Genomic DNA, 15434 nt, shown 5'->3' with positions numbered 1-15434 from the left:
AACAGGGAAGGAATCCTCCCCCCCCCGGGCGGGCTTGTCAACCGGGCCCGCCCGGCCTATGGAGAGATATCCCGAAGGCCTTTTACGGCCAGGTCGTGCCATGCCAAGCGTCAGACAGATACTCGTCCAAAACGTCATTAAATTTCTGCCCGTGGGCCTCATCGTCATCGACCCGAAGGGAGACGTGATGGTGGCCAGCCCTTCGGCGGGCGTGCTGCTCGGCATTCCGGCGGAGAGCCTGGAAGGCAAGAACTGGCGCACGCTCATCCGCCCCGAGTCGGCCAACGAACAATTCAACCGCAACGTCGTCGACGCCGTGGAAAAGGGCCGGGCCTTCCGCCATTGCCTCACGGATTACCAATGTCCGGACGGGCAGCCGCGCCGTTTTTCCATGACCGCTTCCTGCGCCGAAAACGGCGGCAAGCGGGCCGGCGTGACCTTTCTGCTTGACGACGTCACGGCGCTTTACCGGAGCCGGGAACGCGAGACGGCCATATTGCGGGAGAAAAACCGCCTGCAATACGACATGATCGAAAGCCTCAACAACCTGGCCTTGTCCGTGGCCCACCAGATCCGCAATCCGGCCGCGGCAATAGGCGGCTTCTCCCTGAAGCTCTTGCGCGAGCACAAGGAGCGGCATCTGCCGACGGAATATCCCGACATCATCTTTCAGGAGGCCAGACGCCTCGAGGAACTGGTGGCGGCGGTGGTGCGGCTGTCGTCGCTGCCCCATCCGCGCCTGACCGCCTTGCCGCTGGCCGGGTTGGTGGAGGAGGCCACGGCAAGGGCCGAACAGGCGGCCGAGTCCCTGCACAAGCGCTTCGAGTGCTCCTTGTCCCTGGAGGATGTCGAGATCGTGGCCGACGGCAGCCTGCTCGGGCAGGCGCTGCATGAAATCCTGCTCAACGCCCTGGAATTTTCCGGCCGCGACACCGTGCGCGCCGCCATCACCCTGGCCCGGCGCGACGACAGCGTCCTTTTGGCCGTGACCGACGACGGCCCGGGCGTGCGCCCCGATCTGCTTTCCTTCGTGTTCGACCCGTTTTTCACCACCAAGGCCCGGGGCGCGGGCATCGGCCTGACCCTGGCCCGGCGGGCCGTGTCGGAGCACAACGGCGAAATCGACGTGCGTCCGGCCGAAGGCGGCGGCACGACCGTCTCCATGCGCCTTTTCGACACCCCCGAGGCCGGGCTCGGCCGGGAGGCCTTTTGCGGGCCCATGGGCCTCGACGTGCGCGAGATCAAGACCAAGGCCCGGGAACTGGGACTCGACGTCACGGGACTCACGACCATCGACGCCGTGCGGGCCATCCAGAAAAAGGAAGGCTTCGCCCCGTGTTTCGCCTGGGGCGTGCACGACCGCTGCGGCCAGGAACTGTGCGCCTTCCGCCGTGAATGCGTGAAGACGACCCGTATCGGCGATGTGCGCCGCATCACCTATGGCGGGAATAACGACGGTCCGGCCTGAAGGGGGCTGGTCGGCGATCCCGATGCCGTTTTTTATGAGAAGTAGAGCATTCGAAGTGTATGGGCAGGGTATTTCCCCGTCTGGCGGGCGCGGGCGTTTCGTGCGGGGGCTTTTGCTTTGCTCCCTGGCCCTGGCCGGCTTGACGACGGCCGCCTCGCCGGCTGTGGCCGGTCCGAAGGACAAGGGGCGGGCCGTCTACGGCTACGAGGACGATTGCGGCATGCTGCATACGAGCCCGGTCAAGCGAAACGCCCACTACAAGCTGCTTTATACGGGCAAGGCCGACCACGAGACCCTGATGCGGGCGCTCAAGGACAAAGACGCCATCGGCGGACCGACGCCGCCCCGGCCGGTCGCCGCGCTGCCGGTGGATCTCGGGCCGCTGTCCGAGCGCGGCGAGCGCATCATGAGCCTGGCCAAGCCCTATCTCGGCGCGCCCTACCGGCTTGGCGGCGACACCCCGGCCGGCATCGATTGCTCCGGGCTGACCAAGGCCGTCTTCGCCGGGTTCGGCTGCGATCTGCCGCGCCAGAGCCGGCTGCAGGCCGAGCGCGGCAAGCCTGTCGCGCCGGGCGAACTCGAGGCCGGGGACCTGCTCTTTTTCGCCCCGGATCGAAGCGCGGGCATAAGTCACGTGGGCATTTACCTCGGCGGCGGGCGCATGCTCCACTCCAGTCCCCGCCGGGGCGGCGTCGGCGTGGACCGGCTGCCCGGAACGGACTATGCGCGCTGGTTCGTGGGGGCAAGGCGTCTGGCCCGGGTGGAAACGGCGGCCGTGACGCGGGCGGGTCGATAACACGGCGGGGGCCGCGCGAGAAAAGCGGCTGATGGAGCTTTCATGAAAAACTGCGTTCCCCGGATCGATGCCGAGGCATGTCTGGGCTGCGGCGCTTGCGCCGCGGTGTGCCCTTCGGGCGTTTTGGGTTTCGACGGGCGGAAGGCCTCGGTCGTCGCCGAGGGCTGCATCGGCTGCGGGCATTGCGCGGCCCTGTGTCCGGCCGAGGCCGTGACCGTTTCGGCCGGGGAAAACTGGACGGCCGCCTTCGCCACCATCGACGCCCCGGGCAAGGTCGTCGCGCCCGGCGAATTTTCCCCGGCCGAACTGGTGGACCTCATGCGCTCCAGGCGCTCCTGCCGGTGCTACACGTCCGATCCCGTGCCCGGCCCCATGCTCGAGGACCTCGTGCGCGCGGCCGTGACCGCTCCGTCGGGCACCAATTCCCAGGCCTGGACGTTTACGGTGCTGACGTCGCGGGCGGCGGTCATGCGCCTTGGCGAGGCCGTGGCCGGCTTTTTCCGGCGCATAAACAAGCTTGCCGCCAACCCCGTCGTGCGCAAGGGCTACGCTCTGATCGGCCGGCCGGAGCTTGAAAACTACTTTCGCGAGCATTATCCTTCCGTGGCCGCGGCGCTGGTCAAATGGGACCGGGACCGGACGGATCTGCTTTTTCACGGGGCCACGGCGGCCATCGTCATCGGGTCGGTGCCGGGGGCGAGCTGTCCGACCGAGGATGCGCTGCTGGCCGCCCAGAATATGCTGCTGGCCGGGCATGCCATGGGCCTTGGCTCCTGCCTCATCGGCTATGCGGTCGAGGCCATACGTCACGACAAGAGGGTCCGGGCGGCGGCGGGGTTGCCGACCGGGGAAGCCGTGCATGCCGTGGTGGCGCTCGGGTGGCCGGATGTGACGTTTTTGCGGCACACGTTTCGGCGGCGGCCGATCGTGCGCTATCAGACCGCCTGAGGGCAGGCGGGCGAGTCCATTCCGAAACGTCCGGGGGGTATTTCCGGCGGGGGCCGGGGATGCCGACGTTTTGGGGAGGGGTAACGATGCGGGGCAGGCTTTTTTGGGCCTTGGCCTTGACGCTGGGGCTGGCGATGGCTTGGCCGCGATTCGTCGTGGCCGCGGATGCGCCAATTTTCAAGCAGGTTGCGTCGTTGCCGAAGGACATGCCCGACGCCCGGGCTCCCGCGCCAGGCGGGGCGGCGCATCCGGGCGCACACGGGCCGGCCTACGCGCCGGTTGCCGACGGGGGCGGGTTGGACCTTTATATCGCCAACCTGGGGAAAACGGCCCGGAGCCCGGCGGGGACGGCGTTCGATGCGCGTATCGCCGATTTTGCCGCCAGCAGTAACCGGTACTCCATTGAGGTGCGTCTCTCCCGGAGGAGGTTGTACCTGTATGAAAACCTGCCCGACGGCACCCGGCGGCTGGACCGCGTCTACACCGTCGCCGTGCCGAGCCGGGACATGGAAGCGCCGCAGGGCTGGGGCGTGGTGACCGGCATCAGCTTCGAGCCCTGGTGGCACCCGACGCTGGCCATGAAGGAGCGGGCCCGCAAAAAGGGCAAGACGCTGCCCACGGCGGTGCCGCCCGGGGTCAGGGAAAACCCCATGGGCACGTTCAAGATATTTTTGTCCCACGGCATGGGGTTTCGTATTCACGGCAACAACAACCCTCGCTCCATCGGTCGTCCCGTCACCAGCGGCTGCATCCGCATGCGCAACGACGAGGGCAAGGAAATGGCCAAGCTCCTGGATGTGGGAACGGAAGTGGTCTTTTTGCAGTAGGAAAGGCCCGGTCGTCCGCCACGTGGAGGGAGTTCCCCGGGGGCCCGGGGAAGGAGACGCATGAAAGCGATGTATCCTTGCGGCGCGTCGTTGCCCGAGGATGTCCTGTCCGTCTTCGATCCCGAGGGCGCGAGGCGGCGCATGGGCGTCGACCGGGCCGGCTTTGGCCGCGTGTTCGAACATATCTGGCGCGAGGTGTCCGAGCGCCGCACCTTGATCGACGCCGCCTGGCAGGCCGGGGATTTCAAGCGGATCGGGCTGCAGGCCCATACCATCAAAAGCGCAGCCGCGACCATCGGCGCGGAGGGCCTTTGCCGCGCCGCCGCCGCGGTGGAGCGGGCGGCCGAGGCCGGCGATCGCCAAGCCCTCGACGCCGCCATGGCCGCGCTGCGCACGGCCCGGGAAACGCTTTGCCGTCTGGTCGGCATACAGCAGCGTTGACAATCCCCCGGGCCGCAACATGACGAAAGGAGTGCCCATGCGGCGTTTGTTGTCGGCAGTGGCCGTGCTGGCCCTTTGCCTGTCCGGGTGCGCCACGGACAAATCGTTTGAAAAGGAAATCCTGGGGCATCAGGCTCCCCCGTCGCCGACCGATACGGGCTGGTCCCGTGCGCCGGCGACGCCACCACCGCCTCCCCCCCCGCCGCCGAGCGCCGCGCCCGCGCCCGAGCCTGTTCCCGCAGGGACAGCCCCTGTCGCCACGCCTCATGGGCCGGCGGAGGAGCCCGCCGCGCCCAAGCTCTTTACGCCGGCCCAGGCGAGCCCCGCTCCCGCCCCCGTTTCCCCGACCAAGTCGGCGACGCCTGTCCACGGGGCGCAGCACGGTTCGCTTTTCACCTTCCAGGTGGGGGCGTTCGCCCATGCCCAGACGGCCAACCAGCTCATGGCCACGCTCCAGGGCAAGGGCTACAGCGTGCGGGTCGAGCAGGGGACGCTCAACAGAAAGACGTTTTACAAGGTCTTCGCCACCAAGGAGGGAACCAGGGCGGCTCTTGAGGGTGAACTGTTCGCCCTTGGCGTGAGCGAGCCGCGTCTGGCCGCGGAGCGTCCGCTTGGCAGCGCCGCGCCCGCCGGTCAAAAGGCCGCCGCGCCGGCCGCGCAGCCGGCGTCAGCCACAGCCGCGCAGCCGGTTCCCGTCGTCGCGAAACCGGCGCCCGCCGCCACGGCAAAGCCTCCGGTGCGCTACGCGCCCCCCGTGGTGGAGCCGGCCCCGCCCTTGCCGGACGGCTACGTGCCGCCGCCTCCCAAGAATAAGGAATAGAGGAGCATGAACATGCGAGAGGGGAAACCCTTTTGCAAAGGGTTCTCCCCTCTCGCGCTCTCCTTTATAATAGGAATAGGGTGAATTTGTCCGTAATAGGCCAATTATCCTATTAAAAATCTTTGGAAAGGGGGCCCGGGGGGAGAACCTTTCTGCAAGAAAGGTTTCCCCCCGGTCTTTTTTTTCTGCCCATCCCGGACAAAATGGCGATGCCGGCAAGAACCCCGGCGCAACCGGCGAGTTGCCGCGCGCCGATCCCTTCGCCGCACAGCCAGGCGACAAAGGCCAGGGCCGCCACGGGCATGACGCCCGTGACCACGCCGGCCGTGGCCGCCTCCACCCGCACCACGCCGTAAAACCATAAGATGTAGGCCACGGCCGTGACGCCGAGGCCGTAGTAGACCAGCTCGGCCATGTCCCAAGGCGTCAGCCCCCCGGCCGGAAGCGCTCCCATTTGCCATATCCCTGGGATCAGAAAGAGGAAAAAGCCCAGCAGCGACACCCACATGGCGGCGGCCAACGGGGAAAGCGGTTCGTCGACCGCCCGGCGCAGCAGCAAAAAGGCGGCCTCGAACACGACGGCCAGACAGACCAGTCCGTTGCCGAGGAGGGCCGAGGTCCCGTGGGCGCTTGACGGAGCGGCGTTGACGGCGGCCACGCCCGCCACCGTGGCCGCGATGCCGATCACGGCGCGCCGGTTCGGTCGTTCATGGAACAACAGCCAGCCCAGCAGCGCCACCATGGCCGGCGTTGCCGCCGCCACCACGCCGGCGTCGGCCGCTCCGGTCAGACGCAGGCCTTCAAGCAGACAAACCGTAAAGAGAAACGATCCGCAAAGGGACTGGGCCGTCAAAATGCCCAGGGTTCTTGGGGCGATTTTGGGGAAACGTCCCTCCATGACGATGGTCAGGGGAACGAGGACCAGCGACGCCAGGGCGAAGCGGACCATGGACGCGAAGTGGATGGGCAGTGTGGTCGCCAGGATGCGGCCCACGGCCACGGACGAACCGACCAGGATCATGGCCGCGACCAGGGCGGCCACGGCGAACGTGCGCGCGTGCATGAGAAACCTCCCGCGTTGATGCGGAAGGCAGGCTAGCCCTGGTCGCGGCCGCTGTTTTGAACAATCTTGCGGTAGGCCCCGGGCGGCATGCCGAAATGGGCCACAAAGGCCCGGGTCAGGTGGCTTTGGTCGGCAAAGCCGCTTGCGGCGGCGATGTCGGCGAGCCGCGCCTGGCTGGTGAGCGCGTCCTTGGCGGCGCGCAATCGCCTGGCGAGCAGGTGGGCGTGGGGCGGCAGGCCCGTGGACCGGGCCACGACCCGGGTCAGGTGCCAGGGCGAAAGGCCGGTCGCGGCGGACAGGTCGGCCAGGGTTATGGGCTCGGCGAAGCGCTCGGCGATGACCTCCAGGGCGCGCCGCACGGCGCGCGGTTCGGGACCGGGCGCCCGTGCGGTCCTTCCCTCGGTGGCATGGCGGCGCACCCAATAGGCGAGCAACGACAAAAGCCGCGCTTGCCGGGCTAGGGCGTCCGCCTCGGCGTCGAAAAGCATTTTGTGGACGTCGGCGACCAGTCCGGCCAGTTCCGGGTCTTCGATCACGCCCTGGCGGAAGTAGGGCGGCGACACGCCTTGGGCTTGGACCATGGCCAGGACCTCGACCGGGATATAGAGCATGCGGTAGCGCCAGCCGCCGGGCAGGGCGGGTTCGCCGTCGTGGGGAACGCCCGGCTGGACCAGATTGACGCTGCCGGCCGGGGCGACGAGGCGGCTGCCCCGGTAGCGGAAGGCCAGTCCCCCGGCCTCGATCACGCCCAGGGCGTAGCCTTCGTGGGCATGGCGGGCGAAGCGCTGGTCGCTGTAGCTGGCCCAAAGCGCCAGCCCGCCCGTTCCCAGAGGGAGCGGGCGGGCTGTGACTGTCGATCGGGAAGGCGTGTCGCGTCGGCCGGTCATGTCGGTTTCGGCCCGGACCGCGTGCGGTTTACTTGCTGACGGCGTTGCGGCGATACTGGATGTAGGCGTCCTTCATGGCGCTGTAGGGATCGACGGCCGGTCCCACCACGCTGTCGTAGGCCTCAAGCGTGCCGGGCAGGTTGTTGAACACGTCGCCGGCCTTGATGATGTAGGACCAGTACCAGGGGTTGTAATCGTCGTGGATGGCCCAGGGGCCGAAGATCCAGGTGAGCGGATTGGCGGCGGCGTCGCCGACGAGGCCTATGCTGTCGCGCACGCTCGACGGGCCAAGCAGCGGCCACACGATGTAAAAGCCGTCGCCCATGCCGTAATGGCCGAGGGTCTGGCCGAAATCCTCATTGCCGGGCTGGAGGTTCGGATCAGCCTTGGCCACGTCCATCAGGCCGCCGATGCCGAGGGTGGAGTTGATCATGAACCGGCCGAATTCCCGGGACGCCTTGGTGAAGTCGAGCTGGAGCAGGGCGTTCAAGAAACGGATGGGGAAGATGAAGTTCTGGTAGGCGTTGGTGAGTCCCTGGCGCAGGGGCTTGGGCACGACGTAGGCGTAGCCCTTGGCGAAGGGACGCATCAGGCCGCTGTAAAAGAGGTTGTTGAAACCGAACCAGAACTTGTTCCAGCGGTAGAGCGGATCGGCGACAGGGGCCGGAGCGGCGTCGTACTCGTCGTCGGCCGGGGTCGTCGCTTTCGGCGCGGCCACGGACGGTTGGGCCGCCGATTCCGCCGTGGCGGAAGGGATAAACGGCTTGGCGACCTTGGACACCGCAGGCGTGGCGTCTTTGTCCGCGGCCCCTGTCTGGGGTGCGGCGTAACAATCGAATCCCGCCAAGAGCATGGCGGCAAGCAGGGGAAAGATGATGAGGCGTCGCGGCATGACGTTCATGGAATTCTCCGGGAGTTGTCCTGTCGGGCCGGCACATGGGCCGATCCGAGCTTCCCTGTGCTGTCTTCCTGGACGGGTTGGGTTCGCGGCGTCAGGACATCTTCGCCGATATTTTCGCGATCAGCGCGTCCGGAGTCTCGTTGGTGAGAATCTGGCCGAACTGGGTGCGATAGTTTTGCACGAGGCTTACCCCCTCGATGATCACGTCGTAGATCTTCCATCCGCTATGGTCGATAAGCCGATAGGTGATGGGGATCTCCTTGCCCTTGCCGACCACCGTGGTGTCGACTTCGGCCTTTTCCGGCCCAAGTTCCTGCTCTTTGAGATACTGCACCTTTTCATCGGTGTAGCTTTCGATTTTGTCAAGGTAGGTGCGCTGGAGCAGATTGCCGAACGCGGTCACGAACCTTTTTTGCTGCTCGGGGGTGAACGTGTTCCACTGCGCGCCGAGCGCCCGGCGGGACAGCTCCTTCATGTCGAAGATGCCGTCGATGGAGGTGATGAGCTTGGCCCGCATGGCCGGCCGGGTCTGGGGGTTCTTGTAGGCCGGATCGGCCAGCAGGGAGATGATGCGGTCCACGGAGGCGGAAAGCGTTTCCGTGGCCGAACCGGCCGCCGCCGGGAGGGCGGTGGCGACGACGACCAACAGGGCAAGAAACAAGCGAAGCAGGATGCGATGCATACGGCCAGTCCACTCTTTTGGGGTAGATGGTTGGGACAGTCGGCAGGGCCGGCTATTTCACGCCCCCGAACACGTATTTGCCGATGAGGTCGCCGAGATCGACCGACGACTCGGTTTCGACGATCAGCCCTCCGGGCTTCAGGATATCGTCCGAACCGCCCGGCGAAACCTTGACGAACTTGTCGCCGATAAGGCCGCTGGTCTTGATGGAGGCGATGGAATCGTCGGTTAAGCGCACGCCGTTCTGGATGTCCAGGGTGACCATGGCCATATTGTTTTTGGGATCAAGCCTGATGCCGGTCACCCGGCCGATGCGCACGCCGGCCATCTCCACGTAGGCGCCGCTTTTAAGCCCGGTCACGTCCTTGAACCGGGCTGTCACCGAGTAGCTGTCGCCGCCGATGACTTCGAGCTTGCCGAGCTTGATGGTCAGGTAGGCCACGCATAAAAGCCCGGCCAGAACGAAAACCCCGACCGTGGTTTCCATCGTGTATTTTTTCATGCCAGTGGCCTTTTACGGCGAACCCGTCGAAGATGCAACACGCTTGGCTCCGTGTCTTCACAGTAAAAACGACGTGAGCACGTAGTCCGCCACCAATACGGTGACGCAGGACACGACCACGGCCGATGTCGTGGCGAGGCTGACCCCTTTGGCGCCAAAGCCTTCCCGCCGGGTATGGGTGAAGTAGCCTTCGTAGCAGCAGATGGCCGCCACGAGCAAGGCGAAGACGATGGATTTCTCGAAGCCGCCGGTCACGTCGGCAAGCTCCACCGCCGCGTCGATGCGGTCGAAATAGACGCCGGGGTTGATGCCCAGAAGCACCACGCCCGTCAGATACCCGCCGCCGATGCCGACCACGTCGAAAATGGCCGTCAAAAGCGGAAAGCAGATAAGCGACGCGGCGAGGCGGGGCGCGATGAGGAACCGCATGGGGTTGATCCCCATGGTGGTCAGCGCGTCGATCTGTTCGGAAATGCGCATGATGCCGATTTCGGCCGCGATGGACGATCCGGCCCGGCCCGTGAGCATGATGGCCGTCAGCACCGGCCCCAGCTCCCGGATGATGGACAGGGCCACGGCCGCGCCGAGAAGCCCTTCCGAGCCGAACTTGACCAGGGTGTAGTAGCCCTGCAACCCCAGCACCATGCCCGTGAAAAGCCCGATGAGCACGATGACGAAGATCGATTTGACCCCGATGAAATACACCTGCTGCACGATTTTCGGCACCGATGGAAACGGCACGAGGATGCGCCACAATCCCTGGCACAGGAAAATGAAAAAACCACCCAGTTCGGACAGGATGGAAAGCGCCGTCCGGCCAAGCCAGGTGACGGGGGAGAAAAGGATCTGTAGCGCGTCGGTCATGGTTAATCCGGCCTGGCCTTTGGTTTTTGCGGTCCGACCGCGACTGTCGGTTACACTTCTTTACCTCGAATGGGAAGCGATCAGGGGTGCTTGACTCGGTTGACCACATGTTTTAACCAAATGGTTAAACGAAGAGGTTAAACCAAATGGTCGAAAGCGAGGAATCCACGTCGGTCCTGGCCCGCATCCTGGATGCGGCGGCCGAAGAGTTCGGCCGGGTCGGCTTTTCCGGGGCCAAGGTGGACGCCATCGCCCGCCGGGCCGGGGTCAACAAGGCGGCGCTGTATTACCACGTCGGCAACAAGGAAAAGCTCTACGAGACCGTGTTGCTCCAACTCTTCGCCCAGGTGGCCGGGACCCTGGAGCAGGCGGCCAAGGCCGGGCCTGACCCCGTGGCCGCGCTCTCCGCCCTGGCCTCCGCCATGGCCGGGCTTTTTTCCCGCCTGCCCGTGCTGCCGCGCATCATGACCATGGAGATGGCCTCTGGCGCGCGCACCATGCCCCTGGCGGCTTTGGCCGAGTTTCGCCGCATTTTCGGCGCGACCCGCGATATCTTGCGTCAGGGGCAGGAAACCGGCGTCATGCGCCCGGCCAATCCCGCCTTCGTCCACATGGCGCTTGTTGGCACGCTGGTCGTGTACAGCCTGTCCGAGCCGCTGCGCCGGCGTTTCGCCGACGCGGTCCAGGAAATGGACGTGCGTCTCGACGCGCCCCTGGCCGAGGCGGCCGCTTTTTTGGGCGATTTGATCGGCCGGGGGTTGCGGCCAGACGCGGCGGTTGGCGAAACGCCCGTGAACACGGCCGGGACGGAGGGGCATGGAGATGCGTAACATCCTTACGGCGCTGCTTGCGGCCATGGTCTTTCTCCTGGCCGGCTGCGAGGCGGAAAAGCCCGCCGTCTGGCAGGGCTATGTCGAGGGCGAGTTCGTGTACGTGGCCGGCAAGATCGCCGGCCGGCTGGACGATTTGCGCGTGGCTCGGGGGCAGACCGTCACCTCCGGACAGACGCTGTACGTGCTGGAGCATGCCTACGAGACCGAAGGGTTGGCCCTGGCCCAGGCCCAACTGCGCCAGGCCGAGGACACGCTTCGCGACAAGGAAAAGGGGCTGCGTCCGGAGGAGATCGACCAGATCGTGGCCGACCTGCGCCGGGCCGAGGCCGCCCGGACCTTGTCGACCCTGGAATTTAATCGCCGGGTCAAGCTCTACGCCGACGCCACCATCGCCAAGGAGGAGCTCGACAACGCCCGGGCCACCCACGACCGCGACAAGCAGCAGGTCAAAGCCCTGGAGGCCCAGCTGGCCACGGGCAAGCTTTCCAGCCGCATCGACCAGGTCCGGGCCGCCCAGGCCGCCGCGGACGCGGCCAAGGCCTCCGTGGAGCAGGCCCGATGGAACCTGGATCAGATGACCCAGCAGGCCGGCGTTTCCGGATTCGTCTACGACGTGCTGCGCTACGGGGGCGAATGGGTGGCGGCCGGCAGTCCGGTTGTGGTCCTTTTGCCGCCGGGCAACGTCAAGGTGCGCTTTTTCGTGCCCGAGGCCGTGGCCGGCGCGCTGGCCGTCGGTCAAAAGATCCGCGTTTCCTGGGACGGCGGCAAAGCGCCCGTCATGGCGTCCATCTCCTATATCGCCCCGAGTGTCGAATACACGCCGCCGGTCATCTACAGCCAGACCTTCCGGGAAAAGCTCGTCATCATGATCGAGGCGCGTTTCGCCCCGGATGTGGCCGTGGGCATGCACCCCGGCCAGCCCGTGGATGTGTCCCTGGAGCCGGCCGCGCCGGCCGCTAAGGCCGGAGGCGACGCATGAACGCCCCGGCGTCGTCGGTCATCGACGTGACCGGGCTGACCAAGATCTTCGGCCACAAAACCGTGGTCGACCATATCGACATGCGGGTCTCGCGCGGCGAGATCTACGGCTTTCTCGGCCCCAACGGCTCGGGCAAAACCACGTTTATCCGCATGCTGTGCGGACTGTTGCGCCCGGACGACGGCAGCGGCACCTGCCTGGGGTTCGATGTCCGGGAACAGGCCGAGCTTATAAAACCCCACGTCGGCTACATGTCCCAGCGGTTTTCCCTTTACGAGGACATGACCGTGCGGGAAAATTTGAAGTTCATCGCCCGTATGTACGGGGTGGCGGATCGCCGGCAAGCCGTTGGCCGCACCATCGAACGCATGAACCTCGGCCGCTTCGCCAACCAGCTCGCCGGCACGCTCTCCGGCGGCTGGAAACAGCGCTTGGCCCTTTCCGCCTGCATGATCCACGAGCCGAAGCTCCTGCTCCTCGACGAGCCCACGGCCGGCGTGGACCCCATGGCCCGGCGCGATTTCTGGGACGAGGTGCACAAGCTCGCCGGCGAGGGCATTACGGCGCTTATTTCCACCCACTACATGGACGAGGCCGAACGCTGTCACCGGCTGGCCTACATCGCCTACGGCCATCTTCTCGCCACCGGCGCCGTCAGCGAAATCGTTGCTGCCGAGGGCCTGACCACCTTCGAAATCAGCGGTCCGGAACTTTACAGCCTCATCGACAAGCTGCGGGGACTTCCCGGTGTGGAACAGGTGGTGGCCTTCGGCGTGACGCTCCACGTCAGCGGCCGGGACGGGCCGGCTTTGGAAAAAAGCCTCGCGCCCTATACGAAGCCGCCCCTTGGTCTGCACGAGATTCCTCCCAACCTCGAAGAGGTCTTCATCAGCCTCATGCGCAAGGCGGTGTCCTGATGGCGCGTTTCCTCAGCTTCTCCCCCAAGCGGTTCGCGGCCATGGTGGCCAAGGAATTCACCCAGATGCGCCGCGACCACGTCACCTTCGGCATGATGGTCGGCATCCCGCTGCTCCAGCTCATCCTCTTTGGCTACGCCATCAACTCCGATCCCAAACACCTGCCCACAGCCATCCTGGACAACGACCGGTCGACCTTTTCCCGCGACATGGCCGCGGCCATGAAAAACAGCCTCTACTTCAAGTTCACCAAGGAACTCACGACAGAGGCCGAGGCCGACGAGCTGCTGCGCCTGGGCCGCATCCAGTTCGTGCTGACCATTCCCCAGAATTTCGGCCGCGACCTTGTTCGCGGCGACCGGCCGGTGGTGCTCCTCGAAGCCGACGCCACCGACCCTTCGGCCACTTCCAACGCCGTGGCCGCCGTCCGCCAGGCCGCAAGCGAAGCCTTCAACCGCGACCTTACCGGGCCGCTTCTGCCGCTTCGCACCGGCGACGGCCTCGTCGACCTGCGCATGCACGCCCGCTACAACCCCGAGGCCATCACCCAGTTCAACATCGTGCCCGGACTCATGGGCGTGGTCCTCACCATGACGCTGGTCATCATCACTTCGCTCGCCATCACCCGCGAACGCGAGCGCGGCACCATGGAGAACCTGCTCATCACTCCGGTGCGGCCGGTGGAGGTGCTGCTCGGCAAAATCCTGCCCTACATTGTTGTCGGCTATCTTCAGATGATACTCATCATCATCGCCGCCAAATTCCTCTTCCACGTCCCCTTCGTCGGCAGCCTGCCGCTGCTCCTCCTCGTCTCCTTTCCCTTCATCGCCGCCAACCTCGGCGTCGGCATCACTTTTTCAACCATCGCCCAGAACCAACTCCAGGCCGTCCAGATGTCCTTTTTCTTCTTTCTGCCCTCCATCCTGCTCTCGGGCTTCATGTTCCCCTTTCAAGGCATGCCCGAATGGGCACAGTGGATCGGCTCGGTCCTGCCGCTGACCCATTTTCTGCGCGTCGTGCGCGGCATCGTGCTCAAGGGCAATACCTGGATCGAAATCGCGCCCCATATGTGGCCCATCGGCCTGTTTCTGCTCGTCTCCCTCGGCATCGGCGTCGTGCGCTACCGGCAGACGCTGGATTAGGCGGGCAGAGTGGACAGGGCGGGCAGGGGAGGCTCTGCCTCCCCTGCACCCCTCCGCCGGGGGACTTGATGTCCCCCGGACCCCCTTTTACCGGGTTGGGTTGGTGCGGTGGGAGTATGGGAGAGGGCAGGGTTGGTTTGGTGTTGGTGGGCGGCGGGACGCCGTAGGTTTGTTGCCGCAATCGGCCCGGCGGCACGAAGGGCTTTCGCCCCTCGACGCCGGACGCGATTGCGGCAACAACCGCGCCAGCGGCGAAGCGCCGCATTTTAAGAAAAATATGGGAAGTTTTTTCTCAATTTGTCGCCCCCTTGGGGCGACCGGCGTGGTGGAGGCGGAATTTGTTTGGGACGAGCCTGCCGCGAAGCGGCGGCACCGTCCCGACAAATTCCGCCTCCATCTTCACCCAGCCGCCCTCTTGCCCGCCAACCCCACTCCCGCCAGGCCAGAGCCGAAAAGGGGGGCCCGGGGGGCCCGTGGCCTCCCGGCGGGGTCCGGGGCAGAGCCCCGGTTGAGAAGTCGAAATGGACGCGATATAATAGTTTCAAGAGGAAACTATTATGACAAATTTGCAATCCAATGCGGATCGGTTCGAGGGGCTGGCAACGGTGTACGAGGCGAGTCGTCCCGCGCCGCCGGTGGTCCTGGCGCGATTGTTGTGCCGGTATGCGGGGGTGGAGCGGCCGGAGCTGGTGGTGGATCTTGGCAGCGGCACGGGGCTGGCAACGCGGATGTGGATCGGCCTGGCCGGGCGTGTGGTTGGCATCGAGCCGGGGGACGACATGCGGCGTCGGGCGGAGGAGGTCGCGACCCGGATTCCGGGCGGGGAGATCATTTCGTTTCGCAAGGGCTATGGCGACGATACGGGGCTGATGTCCGGGTGCGCGGATATCGTGACGTGCAGCCAGAGTCTGCATTGGATGGACCCGCATCCGACGTTTGCCGAGGCGGCCCGGATATTGCGGCCGTGCGGGGTGTTCGCGGCCATTGACGCGGACATGACGCCGTCGTTTGGCGGTCCGGCCGAGGAGGCGTTTTTGATGCTCAGGCGTCGGCACCGGGAGCTGGAGAACAAGCTGCGGTTGACGCCGGTCAGGCGCTGGGACAAGGCGGGGCATCTGGGCCGCATGGTCGCGTCGGGGCAATTTCGCTACACGCGGGAGGTCTTGGCGCATCATGTGGAGCCGGGCAGCGGCGCGCGGCTGGTGGAGCTGGCCTTGTCCATGGCGGCGTGGCGACGCTTTTGGCCCATGGGGTGGAGGAGTCCGCGTTCGGGCTGGACGTGCTGCGCCGGGAGGCGGCGGCGCTTGGCGAGGTGCCGTTTCATTGGGGCTATACCATGCGCATCGGCGTGAAGTGAGGGTTGC

At 65.9% G+C, this 15434-nt stretch carries 17 protein-coding genes; 11 read left to right on the top strand and 6 right to left on the bottom strand.

Annotation, left to right across the window (positions count from 1 at the left end):
- Window positions 1-100 precede the first annotated feature (100 nt).
- The 6 genes from DESFRDRAFT_RS05570 (at window position 101) to DESFRDRAFT_RS05545 (ending at window position 5300) form a co-directional block, all read left to right on the top strand.
- Entirely contained in the window at window positions 101-1468 is a 1368-nt protein-coding gene (locus DESFRDRAFT_RS05570; protein ID WP_005991974.1) for a sensor histidine kinase, read from the top strand.
- 34 nt (window positions 1469-1502) lie between these two features.
- Window positions 1503-2264 carry a C40 family peptidase gene (locus DESFRDRAFT_RS05565; protein WP_081458429.1) on the top strand — a complete coding sequence of 254 codons (762 nt, stop codon included), beginning with the start codon at window positions 1503-1505 and terminating at the stop codon, window positions 2262-2264.
- A 42-nt stretch (window positions 2265-2306) separates the two neighbouring features.
- A complete protein-coding gene (locus DESFRDRAFT_RS05560; RefSeq protein WP_005991970.1) occupies window positions 2307-3212 on the top strand; it encodes a nitroreductase family protein in 906 nt (301 codons plus the stop codon).
- 86 nt (window positions 3213-3298) lie between these two features.
- Entirely contained in the window at window positions 3299-4039 is a 741-nt protein-coding gene (locus tag DESFRDRAFT_RS05555) for a L,D-transpeptidase (protein WP_005991968.1), read from the top strand.
- Window positions 4040-4099: 60 nt separating this feature from the next.
- On the top strand, window positions 4100-4480 hold the full coding sequence (locus tag DESFRDRAFT_RS05550) for an Hpt domain-containing protein (protein WP_005991965.1): 381 nt from the start codon (window positions 4100-4102) through the stop codon (window positions 4478-4480).
- A gap of 37 nt (window positions 4481-4517) precedes the next feature.
- Entirely contained in the window at window positions 4518-5300 is a 783-nt protein-coding gene (locus DESFRDRAFT_RS05545; RefSeq protein WP_005991963.1) for an SPOR domain-containing protein, read from the top strand.
- 112 nt (window positions 5301-5412) lie between these two features.
- On the opposite strand, the gene DESFRDRAFT_RS05540 is transcribed toward DESFRDRAFT_RS05545, so the two are convergent.
- The 6 genes from DESFRDRAFT_RS05540 to DESFRDRAFT_RS05515 form a co-directional block, all read right to left on the bottom strand.
- A complete protein-coding gene (locus DESFRDRAFT_RS05540; protein WP_005991961.1) occupies window positions 5413-6363 on the bottom strand; it encodes a DMT family transporter in 951 nt (316 codons plus the stop codon).
- 32 nt (window positions 6364-6395) lie between these two features.
- Window positions 6396-7250, bottom strand: coding sequence for an AraC family transcriptional regulator (locus tag DESFRDRAFT_RS05535; protein ID WP_005991958.1), 855 nt, complete (start codon window positions 7248-7250; stop codon window positions 6396-6398).
- Between the two features lie 28 nt (window positions 7251-7278).
- Complete coding sequence (locus tag DESFRDRAFT_RS05530) at window positions 7279-8151, bottom strand: MlaA family lipoprotein (protein WP_005991956.1); 873 nt, start codon at window positions 8149-8151, stop codon at window positions 7279-7281.
- Between the two features lie 91 nt (window positions 8152-8242).
- Complete coding sequence (locus DESFRDRAFT_RS05525) at window positions 8243-8833, bottom strand: Tgt2/MlaC family protein (protein WP_005991954.1); 591 nt, start codon at window positions 8831-8833, stop codon at window positions 8243-8245.
- 52 nt (window positions 8834-8885) lie between these two features.
- Window positions 8886-9335 carry an outer membrane lipid asymmetry maintenance protein MlaD gene (mlaD, locus tag DESFRDRAFT_RS05520; protein WP_005991952.1) on the bottom strand — a complete coding sequence of 150 codons (450 nt, stop codon included), beginning with the start codon at window positions 9333-9335 and terminating at the stop codon, window positions 8886-8888.
- Window positions 9336-9392: 57 nt separating this feature from the next.
- Window positions 9393-10199 (bottom strand): MlaE family ABC transporter permease, encoded by an 807-nt coding sequence (locus tag DESFRDRAFT_RS05515; protein ID WP_005991950.1) that lies wholly within the window; start codon window positions 10197-10199, stop codon window positions 9393-9395.
- 146 nt (window positions 10200-10345) lie between these two features.
- On the opposite strand from DESFRDRAFT_RS05515, the gene DESFRDRAFT_RS05510 reads away from it, so the two are divergent.
- The 5 genes from DESFRDRAFT_RS05510 (at window position 10346) to DESFRDRAFT_RS05490 (ending at window position 15422) form a co-directional block, all read left to right on the top strand.
- Window positions 10346-11029 (top strand): TetR/AcrR family transcriptional regulator, encoded by a 684-nt coding sequence (locus tag DESFRDRAFT_RS05510; RefSeq protein WP_005991948.1) that lies wholly within the window; start codon window positions 10346-10348, stop codon window positions 11027-11029.
- Complete coding sequence (locus DESFRDRAFT_RS05505; protein ID WP_144004943.1) at window positions 11016-12011, top strand: HlyD family secretion protein; 996 nt, start codon at window positions 11016-11018, stop codon at window positions 12009-12011. Before DESFRDRAFT_RS05510 ends, DESFRDRAFT_RS05505 begins: the two co-directional genes overlap by 14 nt.
- Window positions 12008-12928, top strand: coding sequence for an ABC transporter ATP-binding protein (locus DESFRDRAFT_RS05500; RefSeq protein ID WP_005991943.1), 921 nt, complete (start codon window positions 12008-12010; stop codon window positions 12926-12928). The genes DESFRDRAFT_RS05505 and DESFRDRAFT_RS05500 overlap by 4 nt, the downstream gene beginning before the upstream one ends.
- Window positions 12928-14070 (top strand): ABC transporter permease, encoded by a 1143-nt coding sequence (locus tag DESFRDRAFT_RS05495; RefSeq protein ID WP_005991941.1) that lies wholly within the window; start codon window positions 12928-12930, stop codon window positions 14068-14070. Before DESFRDRAFT_RS05500 ends, DESFRDRAFT_RS05495 begins: the two co-directional genes overlap by 1 nt.
- Window positions 14071-14627: 557 nt before the next feature.
- Window positions 14628-15422, top strand: a complete 795-nt coding sequence (locus tag DESFRDRAFT_RS05490) for a class I SAM-dependent methyltransferase (protein ID WP_005991939.1) — start codon at window positions 14628-14630, stop codon at window positions 15420-15422.
- Window positions 15423-15434: the final 12 nt, after the last annotated feature.

Source organism: Solidesulfovibrio fructosivorans JJ] (genome assembly GCF_000179555.1).
Taxonomy (GTDB): domain Bacteria; phylum Desulfobacterota; class Desulfovibrionia; order Desulfovibrionales; family Desulfovibrionaceae; genus Solidesulfovibrio; species Solidesulfovibrio fructosivorans.
The sequence above is the reverse complement of the archived record's forward strand: the minus strand, read 5'-3'. Positions and strand labels throughout refer to the sequence as shown.